Annotated in this window: 16 protein-coding genes and 1 pseudogene; 16 read left to right on the forward strand and 1 reads right to left on the reverse strand. The window is 52.5% G+C overall.

From position 1 onward, the window contains the following. The first annotated feature begins 72 nt into the window (after positions 1 to 72). From KGL31_00210 to KGL31_00280, 15 genes and pseudogenes are all read left to right on the forward strand, one after another. Positions 73 to 150 (forward strand): annotated as a pseudogene (locus KGL31_00210) (hypothetical protein). 12 nt (positions 151 to 162) lie between these two features. Further along, positions 163 to 330, forward strand: a complete 168-nt coding sequence (locus KGL31_00215; GenBank protein MDE2320337.1) for a hypothetical protein — start codon at positions 163 to 165, stop codon at positions 328 to 330. 73 nt (positions 331 to 403) lie between these two features. Further along, complete coding sequence (locus tag KGL31_00220) at positions 404 to 1,402, forward strand: glycosyltransferase (GenBank protein MDE2320338.1); 999 nt, start codon at positions 404 to 406, stop codon at positions 1,400 to 1,402. Further along, positions 1,342 to 3,120 carry a lipopolysaccharide biosynthesis protein gene (locus tag KGL31_00225; protein ID MDE2320339.1) on the forward strand — a complete coding sequence of 593 codons (1,779 nt, stop codon included), beginning with the start codon at positions 1,342 to 1,344 and terminating at the stop codon, positions 3,118 to 3,120. Before KGL31_00220 ends, KGL31_00225 begins: the two co-directional genes overlap by 61 nt. Continuing rightward, the gene (locus KGL31_00230; GenBank protein ID MDE2320340.1) at positions 3,117 to 3,872 is read left to right on the forward strand and encodes a methyltransferase domain-containing protein; all 756 of its coding nucleotides are present in this window, start codon (positions 3,117 to 3,119) and stop codon (positions 3,870 to 3,872) included. The genes KGL31_00225 and KGL31_00230 overlap by 4 nt, the downstream gene beginning before the upstream one ends. Then, the gene (wzy, locus tag KGL31_00235) at positions 3,869 to 5,377 is read left to right on the forward strand and encodes an O-antigen polysaccharide polymerase Wzy (protein ID MDE2320341.1); all 1,509 of its coding nucleotides are present in this window, start codon (positions 3,869 to 3,871) and stop codon (positions 5,375 to 5,377) included. Before KGL31_00230 ends, wzy begins: the two co-directional genes overlap by 4 nt. Beyond that, the gene (locus tag KGL31_00240) at positions 5,374 to 6,555 is read left to right on the forward strand and encodes a glycosyltransferase family 4 protein (protein MDE2320342.1); all 1,182 of its coding nucleotides are present in this window, start codon (positions 5,374 to 5,376) and stop codon (positions 6,553 to 6,555) included. The genes wzy and KGL31_00240 overlap by 4 nt, the downstream gene beginning before the upstream one ends. 92 nt (positions 6,556 to 6,647) lie before the next feature. Further along, positions 6,648 to 7,814 carry a glycosyltransferase gene (locus KGL31_00245; protein MDE2320343.1) on the forward strand — a complete coding sequence of 389 codons (1,167 nt, stop codon included), beginning with the start codon at positions 6,648 to 6,650 and terminating at the stop codon, positions 7,812 to 7,814. Positions 7,815 to 7,830: 16 nt separating this feature from the next. Beyond that, positions 7,831 to 8,994, forward strand: a complete 1,164-nt coding sequence (locus KGL31_00250) for a glycosyltransferase family 4 protein (GenBank protein ID MDE2320344.1) — start codon at positions 7,831 to 7,833, stop codon at positions 8,992 to 8,994. After that, positions 8,988 to 10,172 (forward strand): glycosyltransferase family 4 protein, encoded by a 1,185-nt coding sequence (locus KGL31_00255; GenBank protein ID MDE2320345.1) that lies wholly within the window; start codon positions 8,988 to 8,990, stop codon positions 10,170 to 10,172. Before KGL31_00250 ends, KGL31_00255 begins: the two co-directional genes overlap by 7 nt. Positions 10,173 to 10,176: 4 nt before the next feature. Then, positions 10,177 to 10,824 carry a class I SAM-dependent methyltransferase gene (locus tag KGL31_00260; protein ID MDE2320346.1) on the forward strand — a complete coding sequence of 216 codons (648 nt, stop codon included), beginning with the start codon at positions 10,177 to 10,179 and terminating at the stop codon, positions 10,822 to 10,824. Positions 10,825 to 10,861: 37 nt separating this feature from the next. Beyond that, positions 10,862 to 11,524: a class I SAM-dependent methyltransferase gene (locus KGL31_00265; GenBank protein MDE2320347.1), complete on the forward strand. Its 663-nt coding sequence runs from the start codon at positions 10,862 to 10,864 to the stop codon at positions 11,522 to 11,524. Positions 11,525 to 11,539: 15 nt separating this feature from the next. Beyond that, positions 11,540 to 12,409: a glycosyltransferase family 2 protein gene (locus KGL31_00270; protein ID MDE2320348.1), complete on the forward strand. Its 870-nt coding sequence runs from the start codon at positions 11,540 to 11,542 to the stop codon at positions 12,407 to 12,409. An 11-nt stretch (positions 12,410 to 12,420) separates the two neighbouring features. Next, positions 12,421 to 13,539, forward strand: coding sequence for a DegT/DnrJ/EryC1/StrS family aminotransferase (locus KGL31_00275; GenBank protein MDE2320349.1), 1,119 nt, complete (start codon positions 12,421 to 12,423; stop codon positions 13,537 to 13,539). Positions 13,540 to 13,550: 11 nt separating this feature from the next. Next, complete coding sequence (locus tag KGL31_00280; protein ID MDE2320350.1) at positions 13,551 to 14,945, forward strand: FAD-binding oxidoreductase; 1,395 nt, start codon at positions 13,551 to 13,553, stop codon at positions 14,943 to 14,945. A gap of 224 nt (positions 14,946 to 15,169) precedes the next feature. On the opposite strand, the gene KGL31_00285 is transcribed toward KGL31_00280, so the two are convergent. Further along, a complete protein-coding gene (locus KGL31_00285; protein ID MDE2320351.1) occupies positions 15,170 to 16,429 on the reverse strand; it encodes an IS256 family transposase in 1,260 nt (419 codons plus the stop codon). Positions 16,430 to 16,653: 224 nt separating this feature from the next. Here KGL31_00285 and KGL31_00290 point away from each other — a divergent pair, with 224 nt between their 5' ends. Continuing rightward, complete coding sequence (locus KGL31_00290) at positions 16,654 to 17,310, forward strand: FkbM family methyltransferase (protein MDE2320352.1); 657 nt, start codon at positions 16,654 to 16,656, stop codon at positions 17,308 to 17,310. The last annotated feature ends 6 nt before the right edge of the window (positions 17,311 to 17,316 follow it).

The raw sequence follows: 17,316 nt of genomic DNA on the forward strand, positions 1-17,316 counted from the left end.
CCTTTTCCCGTTCGTGCTGAGCCTGTCGAAGCATGAACGGAGGTTTGCCGGACAGGCTCTGACGTTCGATAATTCGAGATTGATAAGAGCATTGAGCACAAACTGCTCATCACCGTCGCCCCGGACGGCTATCTGAAGCGGATCCGCTGATATGGCCAAGAAATGGTAAAACGCAATATCGTTGCCAACACGCTAGGCAAAGGCTGGTCCATGCTCATGGGACTGGTCTTCGTGCCCTTGTATATCAAGTTCCTTGGCATGGAGGCCTACGGCCTGATCGGCTTCTTCGCCACCCTCCAGATCGCTTCTCTGTGCTGGATTGCTGTTTAGGTCAGCCAGAGCATTCCCGGCCTGGCCGGGTGAGTTTTTGCAGCGGATAAAGTTCGCTATGAGGGTATGAAAGTTGAAACCGAAGATTAGTATTTGTGTACCTACATACAACCAGAAGCCGGAATACTTGAGAGAATGCCTGCGAAGCGCGCTGTCGCAGCAGTACGATTCCCTTGAAGTAGTGGTGTCTGAGAATCACTCGACAAATGACTCTCCCGCTCTTCTGAGGGAGTTTTTCGATCCCCGTCTGCGTATAGTTACCCCCCAAAATCATCTGAATATGAAAGATAACTTTGGCTTCTGTGCTGCCGAGTCTTCGGGGGAGTATATAAACTTTTTGAGTTCTGATGATAGGCTCCATCCTGGTTTCTGCCGCCAAATGGCGCAAATCCTCGATGCTCATCCCAATGTTTCGTTTGCCCATTCTGCTGTCCAGCGAATCGATGCGAACGGATGGGTGATAGGCTGCGAGAGAAGCATTCATCCATCCTTTGTGCGTAGTGGTGTGCAAGAGCTTCAGCGTTATGTATGGCAACAATGTAATGTATTTATTGCGGCTCTCATTCGAAAGACCGCCTATCAGGCGGTGGGCGGAACGAAATATCTACTCGATATGGTCGGAGACTGGGATCTCTCTCTACGTTTATTGACCGTCGGGAATGTAGCCTATTGCTCTGATGTGCTGGCCGCCTATCGAGATTGGTCAACACCTCAGCGTCGGAGCCGGTTTGTGGCCCACGTCCGTGACACCCGGTTGTTGTATCAACGCCTCGAATCCGATGGAACAGTAAGCCTAATTCATGGAGGCAGACATACGCTCATTAAAGCGAGGAGGGGATGGGCTATCAATTTTGCGTCTAGTTTGCCTATAGGTGAACTATCTGAAAATGAATTGGCAGAGGCGGTCAGTGAGATTAGGCTGATGGATGACAGTCAAACCGTGCGAACCCGCCTGTTTTTGGTACAGGCAGGCTTCGGCTCTCTTTTCGCTTGCAAAAAGCGAATGCGAGAATGGCTGCGTCAACGAGTGAAGTCATTGTTGTATCCAAAGAAGGCGGACAATCCGGCATGATCGGTCGGAACACAATAACGAATCGGTTGGCCAGAGGTGTGGGTGTAAATCTGCTTGGTCAAGTTATTACGACTGGACAGAACCTTATCCTGGTCCCTCTATTCTTGACTTCATGGGGAGTCGCGCTTTACGGTGACTGGCTTGCGCTCTCTGCTGCGGCAGCGTATATGGCGTTATTGGATATCGGCATGCAAAATTATGCGGTCAACTTAATGAACATTCATAGAACCCGAGAAGAGCACGATCAGTTTCATCAAGTACTGCATAGCGCCTTGTCATTATATATGGTAATTGTCGGAATTACCTTTGTATTTATTGTAAGCTTGGTATGGTGGGTACCCTGGGTAGAATTGCTTGGGCTGCAGATGATCGGGCAAACCATGTCTGGCGCGGTACTGGTGCTCTCCGGCGTGCAGATACTGGCCGCCATACCTATTGGCCTTCTATCCGGTATCTACCGGTGTGTCGGCGAATACGACAGGGGACAAAGTATCGGTAATGTCCTGCGCCTGTTCAGTGTGGGCATAACGTGTAGCGCTTTGCTGACCGGAGGCAGCCCACCGGTCGTCGCAGCCCTGCTGGCATTCCAGCCTTTCTTAGCGTTATCAATAATCAAGTACGATCTGCGTCGGCGTCACTCTGGTATCCACATTGGCGTTTCCAGGTCATCCTGGCGATTGAGCGCCAGCTTTTTTATGCCGAGTATTTTCTTCTTTTTGTTTCCTCTTAGCAACAGCCTTACTTCTCAAGGCGTATCTCTCGTTTTAGCCGCCACGTTGGGATCTACTTCACTGGTAGCGTTTTCGACCACCCGCACCTTGGCGAACCTCGTTCGACAAGTTTTCAGCGCCAGCAACTCAGCGCTATGGCCTGAGATGACCTCCTTATTTGCTGCTGGCCAATTCGATCGCTTGCGCGTACTTAATGCGGCCGCTTGTAAGTATTCGCTGGGGGCCGCTTTGGCTGTCGCTAGCTTTCTTTACTTTTTCGCTGACCATATCTTCACATTATGGACGGGGAATCGGGTCGAGGCGGATCGAGTATTGCTTGGCATCTTTTTAATCAGTGCCGTATCCAATAGCCTTTGGTATACGAGTGGAATGATACAAGTCGCAGCCAATCTTCATAGAAATGCGGCTATTCGGACATTCCTGACGGCGCTGACAACGATCGTGCTAGCCATGATTCTAATTCAGTTTTGGCGAGAGCGAGGCGTGGCCCTGGCTGTGCTCTTCGCCGACTTGTTGTTTAGTTCGTTTAGCCTGATGCGGAATACCTGCCGCATAATCAAAGAGTCCGCAATCAGACTTCTAGTTGAGCTCATAGCTCGATGTGCCCCATTTGCGTGTTGCGTATTTCTTGTTTCATGGACATTGAGCCGCGTTGCGGGACATTCATGGCACGAATTCGCGGCGACTGGCATGCTGTACAGTCTGTTGGCGGCAGTGATTGCATGGATCTGCCTTATGGGGCGACCCGAGAAGGAGCTGATACGTACATGGTTAGTTAGGACTGCATCAACAGTCTATGCAGAAGGTGACAACCGCTTGACAGTTCTCCTAACGAAGCGATTGACGGCAGATGCGATCAAGGAGCGTGATGAGCCAGATTCTTTCAGTCGAGGTGATGGAGAGGTGGGGTCCGCACCCCTGGCTGGAGGAGGATCAGAAGCAGATTTTAAGGCTCGCAAGAAAGGAGTACAAAATCATAGAGCATGATCGATCCGTTCGTGAAGCGCGTCAAAGGTGTTCTTGAATCACGGCAGATCGGGCCGTGGGACCCATCGTACCTGAACGGGACGGTTGCGTTCCTGGGCGCGCTCGATCGGGCCATCGACCGCGTGGGTGTCCAAGCTTTTGTGCTGGATGTAGGCTGTGGTCGGCAGGATTGCTACGCAAAGAAGGTGCGGTTCGGCTCCAAGATTTCGCGGCTGATCGGATTCGACGTCCGGCAGGATCTCAATACCTCTCTCGATCTGGCGGTTCGGGCTAACGTGTACGAGCTCCCTTTTGCTTCGGCAAAATTCGATGTCGCGTTAAGCGACTTCGTCCTGGAACACCTGGAACAGCCTGAGCGTGCGTTCGCAGAGATTGCCCGTGTACTTAAGTCGGGTGGGAGGTTCGTCTTCCGGACGCCCAATCTCTACCATTATGTGCCAGTAGCGGCTTTGCTGCTACGAAAAGTGGGCTATCAGGCAGTCGAGCGTTCTTCCACTAACGGCGACAGACACGAGGTCTTTCCGACATTGTATCGCGCGAATACATGTCACAGATTAGGGTTGCTGGCACGACGCACTGGTTTTGCAGTCGAAAGGATGATCTTCGCCGAAGGCGGCCCTCATTATTTGGAGTTCTTTTTGCCGTTTTATTTGATCGGGGTTATCCACCAATATCTGGTTAACAAGGTCCCGCTGCTCCATGGTCTGCGGGGGAATATCATTGGCGTGTTCAGAAAAGAGGGAACTGGATGAATCGGAGGGTTGAGACCAATTATTCCTCTGTTCCCTATGGCGCCACTGCAGGACAACGGGTTCTTTCTAAGGCACTGCCTCGCTTCCACTCTCAGCTTGCCCGGTGGACTGTAATAACTGCTGCGCTGGTCCTCTTAGCCTTGCCGTTCGGGACCTTCGCGAACTTCCCTCCGACGGTTGTTATCTGGGTGACGGCCAGCATCCTTTTCTTGCTGGCTTTCTACGGTTTCAGGGTATCACAACGTCGCGGTGAGAATCCCTGGCTTGCCCCACTCTCTCTGCTGATGGCGTTTTACTTCTTCAAATATGGGTGGGGAGCACTCGCGGTCTACTATTGGGACCTTCTTCCATGGGAAGCCGTTCCGGGAATTGGCTCGACTTTTCTGCGGTATGGGGAGAAAGCTCATCTCCCAACTGCCTGCCACCTGATTCTCTTAGGCGGGGTCGGACTGTATCTAGGGGCGGGAGGCCCGATGCCAGCGGTGGCTCGATGGTTGCCGGCATTAAAGTGGCCAATTGATCATGCAAAATATAGTCGAAATTTGGTACTGTACACTCCTATTGCACTTCTTGTATTTGTTGTCCTACGTCCCCTCATGTCCGTCGTCATCCGGGACACGGTTCTACTCCTCGGGTGGATCGTCTGGGTTATCTTAGTCATCGTCAGTTATCGTATTTTCTCTCCACAGACCTCTGGACGGGCGAAGTGGTTAATGTTTTTGGTCCTCATCTTTCTCGCTCAACTCCTTCTTGGTTTGCAAACCGGCATGCGAGCGAATTTTCTATACCCGATCCTGCTAATCGTCTTGGGCTATGTGATTGCGAGGGGCCGGCTCCCCTGGAAGGTATTAGCTGCAGCGATTCCTCTCTTTATGTTTGTGGTCGGGCCGTGGCTGACCCTGTATAAGCTTGAAGGGGAAGTGGAATCAATATCTGCTCGGATTTCCGCCACCTCTCAACAATTTGCAGGAACAGAATTTCGGGCTGCGTTTGAATTAGGATTAGACGGTTTAGTTGGTCGTTTTGCAGGGAGTGGCGCCGGTGCGCTTTCTGTGTTCTCACAGTATTACCCAGATCCGTACCCTTTTGAAATGGGCCGATCCTTCGTGTTGACGCTAGAACAACTTGTGCCACGGGTCCTATGGCCTGAAAAACCGAACCTCAGTTTGGAGTTAAACCGCTATACGATCGCTGTCGGTATGCTGCCTAATGAGGACGACATAGATTACGGAGTTACCTCGGCAACCTTCGATGCCATCTCGGAATACTACCTAAATTTTGGGCTTATCGGCGTCTTGCTCTTCGCAGTCCTTCATGGATATTTCTTCAGAATCCTCTATTACTGGTTAGTCAAAAGATCGAATTATGAAATGGGTGCCTCCCTATACATCGTGTTCTTTTTTCTCAATCTCGATTTCTTCGGAGTAGTCCAGATCTTTACGTCCGCGACCCGCCACTTGGTCGTATGGCCGCTCATTCTCTACGGTTTGAGCCGGAAATCTTGAGCGGGGCTGAATACATGATCCATGTTGCGATTTCTAGCCTTGGCCGTTTTCACGCTTTCGATCTGGCAGAGCAGATGCGGCAGCGTGGGTGTCTGGCTCGGCTGTACACGGCATATCCGTCCTTCAAAGTTGATCAACCGATCCGGCCTTTTACCCGCACATTTCCCTGGGTCCTCTCTTCTGCGATGGTGGCTCGGCAAGTGAGGTGGCACAGACTGGCCAAGCACTTGAACTGGCTAGCTATTGACAGCTTTGATTGGTGGGTTGCGAGACGAGTGGAGCCCTGTGATGTGTTTGTTCATCTTTCAAGCTTCGGTCTTCATGCTGCGCGACGCGCAAGAAAGCTCGGAGCCCGCATCGTGTGCGACCGTGGGTCTTCTCACATTCTCTATCAGGACGAGATCCTTGCCGAAGAATTTGCCCATCATCGAATACACTATTCTTCTATTGACCGTCGAGTAGCGGATAAAGAATTGCTGGAGTATGGCGAAGCGGATCTAATTACAGTACCATCTACTTTCAGTTATCGCACCTTTGTCGAGAAAGGAGTGCCTCCAGAGAAACTGCGCAGGATTCCTTATGGGGTTGACTTATCTCTTTTTTGTCCTCTCCCCAAAGAGGATGAGATATTTCGTGTCCTGTTTGTGGGTGGTTATTCTATACAAAAGGGTATTAGCTATCTTTTCGAGGCGGTACGCCCTTTAGTCCTGAGAAAAGCGATAGAAGTATGGTTTGTGGGCTGTCCAAGTTCAGATGCACGAGAGATCCTGCACCGAAACGCGGACATCTTCACCGACAAGGGCCCTCACCCGCGCAATAAGCTTTCCTGGTTTTATAGCCAGGCAAGTGTACTGGTTCAACCCTCGATTCAGGAAGGCTTGAGTCTAGTATTGGCCCAGGCCATGGCCTGTGGCCTTCCAGTGATCGCTACAACCAACACCGGGGCCGAAGATCTCTTTACGGACGGAGTTGAAGGTTTTATTGTACCAATTCGGGATCCGAAGGCGATTCGCGACAAAATCCAGTGGATGCTGGATAACCCTACGAGACGACAGGAGATGGGCCAGGCAGCCTTGCAGCGGGTAAAACTGCTCGGTGGGTGGGAAACCTACGGTGAACAAGCGCTGGGAATCTACTCGCAGCTCATAGGCGGTGATGTTGGCAAGGACAATAGCTAGCGGTACGAAGCGGGTTCAATTGGTCGGCAATGCGGAATGTTACCACATCGGGTCATTTTCCCGAGGGGCGATCGAGAGATTGGTAATCGTGAATGGAACTGTCGCAGCTCAAAATCCTGTACATCGGCCCTGACTATCCTGGGTCGAATGGTACCTGCTGGCGAGACGCTTTCGTTGAGCTTGGCCATGATGTTAGAACCGTGGACTCAGAAGACCTAGTGCCGTGGCCCCGGAATCTTAGCGCGAGGATTCTGGGTAAGATTATTCGGAGACCTCCTGGGCGGCTAGTAAGCAGACTAAATGAAGCTATTATAAGAAGTGCCAGTGAGTTTAAGCCTGACTTCACCTTCTACATTCAGGCACGTTTTGTATTGCCTGATACCTTGGAGAAAACAGCTAAGCTAGGTCCTAACTTAGTCTACTTTAATGACGATATGTTTAATCCAGATAATCAAACTTTTACGTTTCGTGAGTCATTGAAGCTGATTGATTGCATTCTCACGACGAAATCTTACAATGTTTCAGAATTTTACGAGAGTGGAGCTCCCTTAGCGTTATATATTCCTAATGCATACGATCCCCAAATACACTTCCCTGCGAAGCCATCACACCAGGACTGGTTGCTCTATTGTGGTGATGTGGCGTTTATCGGGACGTTCAGGGTGGAACGAGCGGACTTCCTAGCGCGTGTAGCCTCATATCCCGATGAATTCAAGTTTAATATATGGGGGAGTGGTTGGTGGAAAATGCATCGCCCGTTATACTGCCACAGGCTGAACGAATGGCAGCAGTTAAAGAAATGCATCAGGGGTCAGGAACTCTGGTGCGCCGAAATGGGTAAGGCCATCCAATCGAATAAGATTTGCCTAGGGCTCCTCAATCATGCGAATCGGGACCTTCAAACTTCGCGGTCCTTTGAAATCCCGGCGTGCAACGGGTTTATGCTCGCGGAACGAACGCATGAGCATCAAGAATATTTTGAAGAAGATAAGGAGGCGGTGTACTTTAGCTCCTCCGAAGAATTATTGGACAAGATCCGCTATTACCTAACTCACGAAAGTGAGCGCGCTCACATTGCTGATGGTGGATACCAACGGTGCCTGCGATCTCCGTACCGTTACACCGATAGGGCCAAGTTCGCAATTGAACAGATGCACATTCTCAGGCCAGGAAGTCTCACGCCGCGCATCTCGACCGAAAGCGTTTGCCTGAAACGAGGTTCGCCAATCCCGAAAGATTATGAGCCGCTGAGGGATTAGGAAAGATATAGAAGGGATGGTTAAAAACATTACATGCTATTACCTGCAAGAGGATACGGCTTTGTCGCACTCTCCTTCTATCTTGCTTCTAGCTCCACAGTTATATGTGCCTGGTGGCATTCAGACGTACATGCGTCGCTTACGGGAGATCCTAGCGGAGCATGGTGAGCTCAGAGGATTTCCAGTCCATTGTCTTTCTTTGATGGATGACGATGAAGACAGGACGTTACATGCGCATCACCTTCCGCGTGGCCCTTTTGTTGGTTGCAAGGGTAATAAGTTTCTGTTTGGCCTCAGGGCACTGAACCATGGACTGAAGTATCGTAACAGCTTAGTGATTGTGGGTCATATTGGACAGGTTCCTGTTGCGTGGCTCATGCGCCAACTTGGTCTTATTCAATCATATTTCCTTGTGTTATATGGGATTGAAGCCTGGGGGAAAGCGGCGTGGCTTGACCTATGGGGAGCACAAGCTGCCACATGCATCGTGGCAATAACGAAGCATACCGCCCTAGAATTTTGTAAATACAATTTACTAGATCCTAATCGATCCCATGTTATTCCACCAACGCTAGCGGAGGAGAAGATTGGGCTGCCTAGTGGCAGACAAGGACTTGGTGATGGCCTCGCCATTCTTACGGTTGGGAGACTTTCCGTGGGTGACCGGCTCAAAGGGATCGATACGCTCATTAAGGCAATTGATAGGGCGCGACGCGAAGGTGCTAAGGTCCACTTAACCGTAGCGGGTGATGGCGATGATCTGCCTCGACTCAAAGAATTGACCTTACGTTTAGAACTGAACGATTATGTAGAGTTTTTAGGCGCGGTTTCAGATGAAAAATTAGAGAAACTTTACCAGACGTGTGATGTTTTTGCGATGCCGAGCAAAAAGGAGGGATTTGGGATTGTGTTCTTAGAGGCGATGCGCTTCGGAAAACCCTGCATCGGTGGTAACCATGGAGGCACGCCAGAGGTCATCACCCACGGGATCGACGGCTATCTTGTAGACCATGGAGATGTGGACCAGCTTACAAAGTATCTCGTTCAGTTCTCACATAGTCCGGAGCTTAGGCGAGAGATGGGTCTGAGGGGTTATGAAAAAGTGAAGGCTGGATATCTCTTCCAACATATGCGAGGCAGATGGTTTGCCTTACTGGATAGCCTCACGCCCAAATGCTGAGTGTGGCTATAAATGCTGTCTCAGCAAAATCCGGTGGGGCGGCTACTTATATTGAAAACCTCGGCAAAGAGCTTGCGAAGTCGGATTACGGGAACCAGTATCTTTTTTGTATTCCGCCTAAACGCGTTGCATCCCTGGAGGGTCTTGGGGATAGGATCAGAGTAGTCGCGTCAGACGTTGGCTATCGCTCTTCTTGGAGGCGACAGCTGTGGGATCAAGTCACGCTGAGGCAAATCCTCAGGAAGGAACACGTTGACGTTCTGCTCTCATCATCTGACTTTGGCATGTGGTTCCCTCCGTGCAAACAGATCCTGATGGTTCGAAATCCCCTCTTTTTCTCACCATTGTTCCTGAGAACAGTTCTACCGAATAAGAGCCGGCAATTTAGACTTGAGTTCTGGATTCGTCGATGGCTGATCTCACTTTCTGTGCGGGCCTCCGACATTGTGATTGCAGCATCACGGAGTATGATGGCAGACCTCAAGCAGCTCATCCCGGTCCCTGATAGCAAGGCAGTGGTGAACAGTTTTGGTGTGCCGCTTGAGCGGTTTTCTTGGAATCAATTAGGCGCATCAGAGAAGGTTCAGAGAGACTCCGAGAGGCCATGTCAACTCTTGTATGTCTCTGAGTATAGCGACTACAAGAACCTTACGACACTTCTCAAGGCAGTCTCCATCATGAGGACGCAAGGGATGGCTGATTTTCGCCTTATGACGACTGCGGATCCGAGTCAGTTTCCCGAGGTGGAAATTGTGACGCGAGAGCAGGACAGGGCGCTAGTGTCTCATCCTCACATTGCTCCATTCGTGAAGTTTACGGGTTCTATCCCGTACGAAGATGTACCGAACTTGTACATGCAAAGCGACCTGTTTGTGTTCCCTTCACTGGCGGAATCGTTCGGGCATCCTCTGGTGGAGGCGATGGCCAGTGGGCTGCCGATCATCGCATCAGATATTCCGATCTGCCGAGAAATTTGCGGGGATGCAGCCGTCTATTTCAGTCCATTGGATCCCAATGACCTTGCCGAAAAGATTATGTCTCTGCGGAATGACTCAGGCCTTCGACAACGGTTAGGACGGCTTGGAAGAAAACGGGCTGAGGTCCACTTCGACTGGAAAGATCATGTTCGGCGCTTAGTGGGGATTATTGAACGAGTGGCAGCCAATGGTCGAGGATAAATCCGTGGACCGGCAAGTATTCTCCCGCGAACTCGAGAGGGACTATTACAGCCGACGATGGCCAGAGGAGGCCAAGCTCTACCTCCATCTGGAGCCGTATCTGCGATGCTGGCTTAATCCCGAGGCAGTTTTTAGGGGAAAGCGGGTTCTGGACATCGGGGCGGGTGAATGCACGTATACCCGGCTTATTGCAGATAAGTTTGCGCCAAAGGAGATAGTGGCATGTGAATTGTTCCGGGAACGGATGTTGCCAGCGGCCAGAGCGAGTCGGAGTTCGAACTTGAAGTTCATTGCCGGGGATGTATTCTGTTTGCCCTTTCAGACTGGTTCCTTCGAAGTCGTTTTCGGTAGCTTGGTCCTACATCAGCTTCCGAACCTTGAAGAAATAATCAGTGAAATCCGGCGCGTGCTGGGGGATGACGGTTGCTATATCGGGATTGAGCCGAACCCTCATCATCCAGTTCATCTGTATCGGTACCTTCTGGGAAATCACTCCCCTAATCAGTACCTCCTCGGGCCGAAGCATCTTGGCGCCTTTGAAAAGGTCGGATTTGAGGTCAGTATCCAGTATTTCTGGGCCAAGTTTCCTTGTCTGCGAAATTCGCTCTTAGGGACATGCATGGGAATCGTGGCTGAAAGCCGTGAGGAGTGAAGGGTGGGAAGTAAGGGGAAAAGAGGTACAACGACGGATGCATGGTCAGTCGGGAGTTAAGCAGATAAGGGCGGTTCAGATCGCTCATCACGCTGGTATTGAGGTCCCCGATTTTCCCCGTATCGAGAAGGTCGTGCGCAATCTCAGACATCTGCCATCTGGAAAGCACTTGGAGGTCGGTTACTCAAAAGGAGGGTTTGCTGATTCTCTCTCAAAAATAGGGTGGGACTGTACTGGCCTAGATCTGAATGCCCACGACCAAGCCGTAATTAAGACGATCGAATGTGATCTCAATGAGGGCTTCCCAGTCGAAGCTGAGGAGTTCGATCTCGTGACAGCGGGAGAAGTCATTGAGCATATGTTGGACGAAGGGGCCTTCCTTGACGAGTGCCGTCGTGTCCTCAGGAAGGGTGGAACGCTGGTGGTAACTACTCCCAATCTGTCGTATTCCCTGAACCGCTTACGGGTTCTGATTGGGAAGACGCCTCTCTTTGTGTACGCCCCCTACCACTACCACTTTCACACGCGGCAGACGCTTGTGGGCCTCATGGAGAAGCATGAGTTTTCGGTAACCAAGGTGCTCTCAAGCCACGTGTTGTATTCGAGGCGAATGCATTGGACGGGAAGGTTGTTTGAGTTTTTGGGCGACGTCTTTCCAACCCTTGGTGCCCACTTGATCGTCTTTGCAGTTAAGTCCTAGCCGCATGGAAAGCCGGTGAACCAGGTTTCTGTTGTTATCTTGACCTTTAATGAGGAGAAAAACATCCGTCGGTGTCTCGAGTCGGTTAGGGATTTCACCGATGACATCGTCATCGTCGATTCGTCTAGTACCGATAAAACGCTGAAGATCAGTGAGGAGTACGGGTGTCGGATTGTTCAACATGCATTCGTCAATCACGCCATCCAATTTAACTGGGCGCTGGACAATGTGCCGCTTGATCGGCTATGGATTTTGCGGCTTGACTGCGACGAACTCCTTCCCACGAAACTGAAGCATGAGTTGACCCACCTTATCTCGACTTGCGGACCTGACGTCACCGGCATTTACCTGAATCGCCGTATGTACTTCATGAACCGGTGGCTGAAGCACGGCGGAATCTATCCCCATCACATCCTGCGGGTCTTCCGGAATGGCTATGCCCGCTATGAGGAGAAAACCGAAGAACACCTGGTGCTGACGTCCGGACGGGTCATATTTGCCAAGAACGATTTTCTCGAAGATAACCGCCAGAACACCTTGAAGTACTGGCTAAAGAAACACGATGATCTTTCGGATGGAGAGATCAGGGATACGCTCCTTGAGACCAGAGTTCCGGACAGGGACCTCAAGGAGGATCTGTTTGGCAGTAAAGTTGAACGGACCCGGTGGCTTAAGACTCGTGTGTATGCCCGCTGCCCTTTATTTCTGAGGGGCCTTCTCTATTTCTCCTACCGATACTTCCTACGCCTCGGATTCCTGGATGGTATTCCGGGCCTAATCTTTCACGTGCTTCAGGCATTTTGGTACCGCTTTTATATTGATGCTCGAATTTATGAGATGCGTTCGGATTGGCAGGCGAAGGGTAGGGATTACCAGGACATCTGAGAGGGGGCGAGATGCGCGTTAAACCGTTCTTTTTTGATCTGAATACCGAGGAGATTACTGAATTTCAGGAGGGAGCTGCGAAGATTCTACAATCCGGAACATTGATTCTCGGAGACTACACGGCGCAATTCGAGAAGGCATTTGCTGAGTATATCGAGTCGAAACACGCGATAGCGGTCAACAGTGGATCAACCGCGCTTGAAATTCTCCTGCGTCTTAAGGGTGTGGTCGGCAAGAGGGTGCTGGTGCCGACTAATACTAATTTCGCCACTGTCGCGGCGATCATCCGCGCCGGTGGGATTGTTGAATATCTGGATATGGACCGGAATACCTTTGCCCCTTCGCTGGCCATGGTCAAGGCCGAACTGGAGCGCCACCCGGATATTGCCGGTGTTGCGTGGGTGCATATCGGAGGCATCATCTCGCCGGAAGTTCCGGCTGTGGTAGAGTATTGCCGGGACCGTCGCGTGTTTGTGATCGAGGATGCGGCTCATGCCCACGGAAGCCAGCTCGGTGGGGTGAAATCCGGCCGACTTGCAGACGGAGCGGCCTTCTCCTTCTTCCCGACGAAGGTGATGACCACCTGCGAGGGGGGAATGATCACCACTGAAAGCGACGAAGAGGACTATCTGGCTCGGTCCCACCGGAATCAGGGCAAACGAGGGGTCAGCTATGGCGGGCTTCATCATGACTTTGGCAACAGCAGCCGAATGACGGAGCTGCATGCGTTGTTAGGGCTGATCCAACTGAGGAAGCTGCCGGAGATGTTGAGACGCCGAGCGGCGGCGACGCGCGCGATTACCCGACAACTTGATAAGGCCGGCATTGAGTACTGCTCGACCAGCCATATGGATATGGCCAGTAATTACAAGCTGATCGTTCTGCTGCCTGATGGTCAGACATTGGAGTCAGTGAAGAAGGCTCTGGCAGCAGAAGGGGTGACCTTGGGCGGAGGAGTCTATGAACTCCCATGCCATCGGCAGCCGGTGTTTGAAGGCATCTGCGCAGGACAATCGTACCCGACTGCGGAGCGGTGGTGTCCGAATCATATCTGTCCTCCATTGACTTCCGGGATGACAGAAGATGAAGCCGGCTTTGTAGGGGAAATGTTGGTGAAGCACTTGGCTTGATAGGTTCAATCATGAAGGCTGAGGATCGCATCTGGGATTTTGTTGTGGTCGGCGCGGGCATCGCGGGGCTAGCTATTGCCGAGTTGTTCTCCCGCTCCAAACTAAGGGTGGCACTGCTGGAGAAGAACCCCAAGATATGTCAGGAAGCCAGCGGTGCCCACCATAGCTGGTTTCACTTCGGCAGTCTCTATTCCATCTTCACCAACAATCAGTTCATGCGCACGCTTTTGGGCGGGATCGATGATCTGCTCGCCTACTATTCGCAGTTCCCAACCATGAACATCAGGGTAAGCGCTGACGGGAAATTGGAGTTTCCGCAAGGGCCTGCTATGTGGATATGCGATGAGCCGATTGAATACATCGTCAGCGCACGAAACGATCCTGATTTCAATTTGCGAAAATTCGATGGAGCTAAGGACTATTTGAAAAAGCTTTTCTTTCTCGCCACCTGGGAATTTGCAATCAAGCAGTTCATTAGCCGGCATCAGCGATTCCATAAGTACGACTGGCGTTCAGGGCAAGCCTCCCAGTGGGTGCCTCAGGCGGGCTGGCTCGATTATTCCAGGGAAGTGATCTCCAAGCCAACGAACACAAATATACTTCTGGATGTGGATACTCATTTCCGCATCAGTGGATTTGACAGACCAATGAACGCGACCGCGATTATCAGTGATTTGCTGCGGAGCTTCTTTGCAACGGGAGGATCGCTGTTTGTACAACAGACTGTTGTCAACTTTGAATCCACTAAGGGTAATTATACAAAGGTAGTAACGGATAAGGGAGAATTTCGTGCAAGAAAAGTCATCCTGGCGGCTGGCAAATGGCTGGAGCAGTTTGTGGGAAAGAGCCTCAAATTGAAAGTGGTCGCGTCGCCATTACTTGTGGTGCATCCTCCAGTTTGCCGATCACACTTCGTCAGATTGACCCCATTTGTGGACAAATCCGTGAACCATCTCTTGCATGCCGTTAACGGGTTGAACTATTCCCTTATCGGAGGCGGCTATTTCGCCGATCCGAATGACCCGGAGGCGGTCAAAAGGGTGGAACGAGAATTGGTTTTGACGGCTGAGAGGGTATTTCCGCATATAGCGGATTCACAGATTAAGCAGACCTATATAGGGTATAAAACTGAAGTAACCGCGAATAGGGGGGAGAGGAATTATCAGTATTTCATCAGGGGTATTGACGAAAACATCTCCGTGGTTACACCTGCCAAGTTTTCTCTTGCGTTTAGTCTCGCAGTCAACGCCTACAAGAGGCTTGTGGGTGGTGAACCGTGTATCCATGTAAAATATGGGGGCAACATAGATGTATCCGAATACGTGGGAATGATGCGGCATGCTGAGATCGTAGCGAACGCTATACAAGCAAAAAAGGATGCGCTGTTGGTATCGGTTCTGGATTGACGCCAAGATCTATGAAGTGAGAAGCCGAGTAGGCTGGAAGACTGGGCATCAAGGCATACCGCGGGGATGTCACGGCGGTGCTGCTCTACGACAGCGAGCCGCTAGCGGCTGTGCAGGAGGTGTGGTGTCGGCAGGGGAGACGGGAAAGTGTACGTCCCAACGGAGTGGTCAAGTCTTTTTTTTCCTGTAAAAGTTCCGATGGGAAACCTCCAACGCTTATGATCTCAGGCCGCCAGCTTCATCAGGTCCGGATCCTCCCACTCGCTGTCAGGGTGCTCAGCGAGCTGCTGCAGCCTCGCGGTGAGATGCGCCGGCATGCGCACCCCGTGCCAGCCCTCGGAGGCATCGACCAGAACTGCAAAGAGCAGCGTCAGACCGCTCGACTCCGAGGTGAACCGCGGGATGATCTTGGTGCGCCGCTTCCCCTCGCCGAAGAGCCGCTCCAGCAGGTTGGTGGTGCGGATCCTGGTCCGATGGGCGAAGGGGAACTTCAGCACGGTCAGGCACTCCTCCAGATCCCGCGCCAAGCATCGCATCGCCTCCGGGAAGGCGTCCTGGTGCTGGGCGATCAGCGCCTGGCCCAGCGCCAGCCCCTTGGCGAACGACGTCGCGGTGAAGACCTTGAGGAGCAGTGTCTTGATCAACGGCCGCGCGACCTCCGGCAGCTTGGCCAGGACGTTGCGCAGTCGGTGCACCTGACACCGCTGCACCAGGGTCTGCGGGAATTTGTGCCGCAGGGCCTTGCGCACGCCGGCGTTGCCGTCCACGACCGCCAGCACGGGATCGTTCAGGCCTCTCGCCTTGAGATCCTCGAGAAATGCCTCCCAGCAGGCCGTACTCTCTTTGTCGCCGATGGCCAGGTGCAGCAGGATCTTCTGCCCGTTCCAGAGGATCCCGTAGGCAGACAGCACCGCGACGGTCCCCTTGTCTTCAGGGCGGAGCCGCAAGTAGATCCCGTCGAGGAACAGGTACAGCAGGCGGTGCTCGCTCAGGTCGCGCTCCTGCCAGCGGGCAAAGTCTCCCCGGAGACTCCGGCAGACCTCGGTGATCACGCTCCGGCCGGTCCCCTCCACCCCCAGGGCGTCAATGAGCGCCGCCTCGATATCTCGCTGACTCATCCCCTTGACGTAGCACATCGGGATCATCTGCAGCAGCCGCGAGGAGCGAGTCCCGATCGCCTGGAGCCAGAGCGACTCGAAGGGCTCCAGGGTCTCACGCACCTGTGGCACTTGCAACTCGATCGTCCCCTCGGCCAGATGCACCCGCTTTGGCTCGTACCCGTTACGATGTCCCCGGAGGGCGCCATCCGTCGATCGCGTATACCAGCCTCGTCCCAGAAACCGCTCCACCTCATCCTCCAGGGCCTTCTGCAGCAGCAACTGCGCGCCGCGGCGGGCCGCCTCCCCAAGCGGATCCGCACTGGTCACCAATGCCTGCGGAAGGGCTTGCTCCAGCTTCTGACTCGGTGGTACTCTCTTCGCCATGGTGTAGCCTCCTTGTCCGGGGTATCAGCCGATACCCCTACGGGTTGTGTGATGACTGGGAGGTTACACCATCTTGCTTTTTACAGGAAGTATATGCCATGACCCAACGGAGTGATAACGTTGAGTCCGATGGCCACGGTCTGCGAGCAGCGTGGTGAAGATGTGCGTGGGGTCGCCTAAGTTCTTGTGGGACCCGCTGGCCGCTCGGACTGATACCCCGGGACATGGTTGTGCGGATTATCCAGGGATCTCTCCGCGGTAAGAGGTGGGTTGTAGGCTCATCAACTCATGGATGCTGGCTGGGGAGCTATGAGTACGCAAAACAGCGATTGTTCGAGCAGTCCGTGCGCTCTGGCGACATCGTCTACGATATTGGGGCCCACACTGGCTTCTACACACTGCTCGCTTCAGTTCTTGTGGGATCCACTGGCCGCGTGGTGGCGTTCGAGCCACTTCCCCGTAACTTGGCCTATCTTCGCAAGCATCTGGCCCTGAATCACGTGAGGAACACGGTGGTCATGGAGGGCGCCGTCTGTGAAAACGAGGGAGAAGTGCGGATCGTGGCAGGCTTGAACAGCTCGGAAACTCGTGTGGATGCCAAGGGCACGATGTCGGTCCGGGCGCTCACGATAGACCATCTGATATTTCGAGATGGTTTCCCTGCTCCCACGGTTATCAAGATAGATGTTGAGGGCGCCGAGCATGCGGTCCTCCGAGGGGGTATCCAACTCCTGACAGAGAAGCGGCCGCTCATCTTCCTGTCTACCCACGGCCCGCAGTTGCATACCGAGTACTGTCGGCTGCTTACCGGGCTTGGCTATACTCTTCAGCCCGAGATAGGCGACAATATTGAGTTGTGTTCGGAAGTGGTAGGGCGATGAGCACCC

It is taken from the genome of Candidatus Methylomirabilota bacterium (genome assembly GCA_028870115.1).
Classification (GTDB): domain Bacteria; phylum Methylomirabilota; class Methylomirabilia; order Methylomirabilales; family Methylomirabilaceae; genus Methylomirabilis.